At 38.8% G+C, this 4,040-nt stretch carries 2 protein-coding genes and 1 pseudogene; 2 read left to right on the forward strand and 1 reads right to left on the reverse strand.

Annotated elements, in window-relative coordinates:
* Together GQR53_RS21175 and GQR53_RS15245 are read left to right on the forward strand one after the other, a co-directional pair.
* Nucleotides 1-245 (forward strand): annotated as a pseudogene (locus GQR53_RS21175) (AAA family ATPase); the annotation flags it as partial.
* A gap of 53 nt (nt 246-298) precedes the next feature.
* Nucleotides 299-3,187, forward strand: a complete 2,889-nt coding sequence (locus GQR53_RS15245) for a type I restriction endonuclease subunit R (protein ID WP_165744400.1) — start codon at nt 299-301, stop codon at nt 3,185-3,187.
* Nucleotides 3,188-3,499: 312 nt separating this feature from the next.
* Here the strand turns inward: GQR53_RS15245 and GQR53_RS15250 are convergent, their stop codons facing one another.
* Nucleotides 3,500-3,871, reverse strand: a complete 372-nt coding sequence (locus GQR53_RS15250) for a hypothetical protein (protein WP_010554755.1) — start codon at nt 3,869-3,871, stop codon at nt 3,500-3,502.
* Nucleotides 3,872-4,040 lie beyond the last annotated feature (169 nt).

Here is a 4,040-nt window from a genome sequence, read left to right on the forward strand (position 1 = left end):
AAAAAAAAAAAAAAAATTCAGGACGTAAACAAAAGCCTGATGTACAAAAAGCGATAATTGATTTATGTACTAAGTCGGCTCCTAATTGCTTAAGGCTTAGCGATATAGCGCAGTTGCTTAACATGAATACTGATACATTGAGAAAGCATTACTTACGTGAGATGGTTAAAGAGCAGGTATTATTTTTGGCCTACCCAACAATACCGAATCACCCTGAGCAGGGTTATAAGTTACACAAAGATTAGCAACAAGCTATGAATGTATTGCATAAGGCTAGTACCAAGGAATTGTAGATATAATGACTTACCAAAGTGAACAACAATTAGAAGATGACTTAATTGCACAGCTTAGCGAGCAAGGCTTTACGCGCGTAGTTTTAAAGGACAACGCCGCTCTTGAGGCTAACCTTAAACACCAGCTAGAAAAAGTGAATAACTGTAAGCTGAGTGATACTGAGTTTACACAAATACTAGGTAAGCTTGGTAAAGGGAATATATTTGCTAAAGCCAAAATATTGCGCGACCAGCTTGATGTAGCACTTGATAACGGCGATAGCAGGCACTTAACCTTGTTGTTTGATGAGCCGAAGCAAAACAGCTTCCAGGTAGCGCAACAAATAACGATAAAGGGCACGTACACTAACCGATACGATGTAACGCTATTGGTTAATGGCTTGCCGCTGGTACAAATAGAGCTAAAGCGCCGTGGTATTGAACTAAAAGAAGCGTTTAACCAGATTAAGCGTTATCAAAAGCATTCGTTTCATGCCAACCATGGTTTGTTTAACTATGTGCAGCTGTTTGTAATGTCGAATGGGGTTAATAGCCAGTACTTTTCTAACAACAGTGAAATGTCGGCTAAGCAAACCTTTGACTGGACTGATAATGAAAATAATAAAATAAGCCAGTTATATGACTTTGCCGAAGCATTTTTAACGCCTTCGCACTTAACGCATATGCTAACCAAGTACATAGTGCTTAATGAAACAGGTAAGTACTTAATGGTGCTTAGGCCGTACCAGTTTTATGCAGTAGAAGCGATTGTAGAGCAAGTTAAAACCACAACTGATAATGGCTATATTTGGCATACAACGGGCTCGGGTAAAACGTTAACCTCGTTTAAAGCGGCGCAAATTATGACCTCGCTGAGTGAGGTTGATAAAGTAGTATTTGTGGTAGACCGTAAAGACCTAGATTACCAAACTGCGCTTGAGTTTAATGCGTTTGTAAAAGGCTCTGTAGACAGCACCGACAACACCAGCATGTTGTTCCACCAGCTGTTAGATAAGCCTATGAAAGGCAAAAAGGTTAATCAAAATCGTAATACTAAGCTGGTGGTAACTACACTACAAAAGCTTAATAACGTGGTGACTAAACAGCGCTATTTAAAAGAAATGCAAAGCCTGCAGGATAAGCGCATTGTGTTTATATTTGACGAGTGCCACCGCAGCCAATTTGGTGATACACATAAAAATATTACCGAATTTTTTAATAACGCGCAGTTGTTTGGTTTTACGGGTACGCCTATATTTGCCGACAACGCCGTTGCTAAAAACTCAGTTAAACGCACCACAAAAGATTTGTTTGGTGAGTGCTTACATCCTTATGTAATTGTGGATGCAATACGCGACGCTAACGTGCTTAAGTTTGCTATTGAGTACGTTGGGCGTTACCAATACAAAGATGGCTCTAACAACAACCTAGACATTGAAGTTGAAGACATCGACACCAAAGAGCTTTTAACCTCTCCTGCGCGCTTAGATAAAATAACCGATTACATTATTTCCCAGCATAATCGTAAAACGCATAGTCGTGAGTTTAACGCTATGTTTTGTGTTTCAAGTGTGGCTGAGCTTATTCAATACTATGAGCTATTTGCAGCGAAAAAGGCACAGGGAAAACATAACCTTAAAATTGCCACCATATTTAGCTATGAGGCTAATGAAGAGGAAGAATACGAACTAGGTAATAGTGATGACCCAAGCATTAAAGAAGCCTCTGTTAAGTATTTAAATGAAGGGCAAGCCGTCAAGCTACATAGCCGCGATAAGTTAGACTTATTCATTAACGACTACAATGCTATGTTTGGTACAAGCTACTCCACCAAAGACAGTAAGTTATTTGAAGACTACTACAAAAATATATCTAAGCGCGTTAAAGCCAAAGAGATTGATATATTGCTGGTGGTGAATATGTTTTTAACCGGCTTTGATGCCCCAAAACTCAATACGTTGTACGTTGATAAAAACCTTAAATATCATGGTTTGGTGCAGGCCTTCTCGCGCACTAATCGATTATTGGGTGAAACTAAATCGCACGGCAATATAGTGTGTTTTAGAAACCTTAAAAAAGCTGCTGACATTGCTTTTACGCTGTTTTCAAACAAGCAGCCTAAAGAATATATAGAAACCCCTTCGTATAATGAGCTACTAGTCGATTTTAACGACGCCTATGGTGCGCTAATCGCAATTACGCCTACCGTTGACTCAGTTAATGCTTTACCTGATGAAGAAGCTCAGGCGTTGTTTGTGAGGCAGTTTCGTGAGCTTATGCGCTTAAAGAACATGTTAAGCAACTTTGCTGATTTTGATATGGACTCAACCGCTATGGGCGAGCAAGAGTTTCAAGATTATACGAGTAAGTATGCCGACCTTGGCAGGCAGCTACGTGAGAACTCAAGTAAAGAAAAAGTATCGGTTTTAGATGACGTTGATTTTGAACTAGAGCTACTACACAGTGATATAGTAAATGTAACCTATATTTTGCAGTTATTGCGAGAGTTACACGGCGAAGAAAGCGGCGACGAAAAAGCCCGTAAACGTCAAGTAATAGCAAACCTTATAGCCACAGATCCAACCTTATTAAGTAAAAAAGCACTTATAGATAAGTTTATGGACGAGCACTTACAAGGCATACCTGCCAGTGCTGACGTTGATGAAGAGTTTGAGCTTTATTGGGAAAAAGAAAAGCGCCTAGAGCTTGAGAGGTTTGCCCACGAGCAAAAGTTAAACCAAGATCGCCTAGAAAAGCTAGTAACGCGTTATGAGCTAAGTGACGAAATGCCACTAAGGGATGACTTTGCTGATGTACTAGAAACCAAACCCAGCCTTTTACAACGCAGAAGAATACTGCCAGTAATAACGGATAAATTTAAACACTTTGTTGATACGTTTATCGCAGGGTTTTAAAGGAGTGAGGTGTTTTTCGTAAACCGTGAACGGTTTGTTAGGGACGTATAAGAAAATGTTGTATTTATGAATTTCGAACGTATTTGGAGTGAGTTTACGAAAGCTATATCTTAGTGTAGCAGGGCAACGTGTATTGAAATTACACAACAAAGTATAAAAATGAGACTGTAAAGCTGATAACTTTCTGGACTAGTTTTTTCGGCCGCTACGTGCCAGAAACGGATATTGGTATCACCTCACTTGAGGCTAAAATAGCAAGGTACGAGCACAGTCACCTGTTTTTCGTTCTTTGCAGTGACTTGTTAGTACTCATTACCAAATAAATATCCAGCTAGCTATGAGCATAGCTGAAACAGAAACTAATCCGATTTTGTTTGATGTTGCTGAAAATACAGTAAAACGTTGAGTAATATGTTCAGGTTCACCGCCTTTAACATGATAAAATACGTCAAATTTTTGGATTATAGGATTTGTACCAAGCCACATACCGAATGCAATTACCAAAAAAAGTGTTGTAAAACCAAATAATCCTCCTGATTCAAGGTTACTCCTAACTAAATATAAGAAAATAAATAATGCGCCATAACCAAAAGAATAAAAGTACTTTCGTTCTTTTTCACTAATTAGCCTTAGAATATGGTTATGACGAGATCTATCTTCTTCTGAGTACCATACTTCGGTCATTTATTTACTCCATGCTTGAACCTATGACATGTGTGCTAACAATTTAATAGTGGTGCTAATCAAGCATATTTCTGCCGACTTCACGCTCATTTATCTACTTTTAACAAATTACCTAAGATATGTAAGCGTCTAGCGAACCACACCTAGCATCGATGTTCTGATTATCTAA

Source organism: Pseudoalteromonas sp. Z9A6 (assembly GCF_011378805.1).
Lineage (GTDB): Bacteria > Pseudomonadota > Gammaproteobacteria > Enterobacterales > Alteromonadaceae > Pseudoalteromonas > Pseudoalteromonas distincta.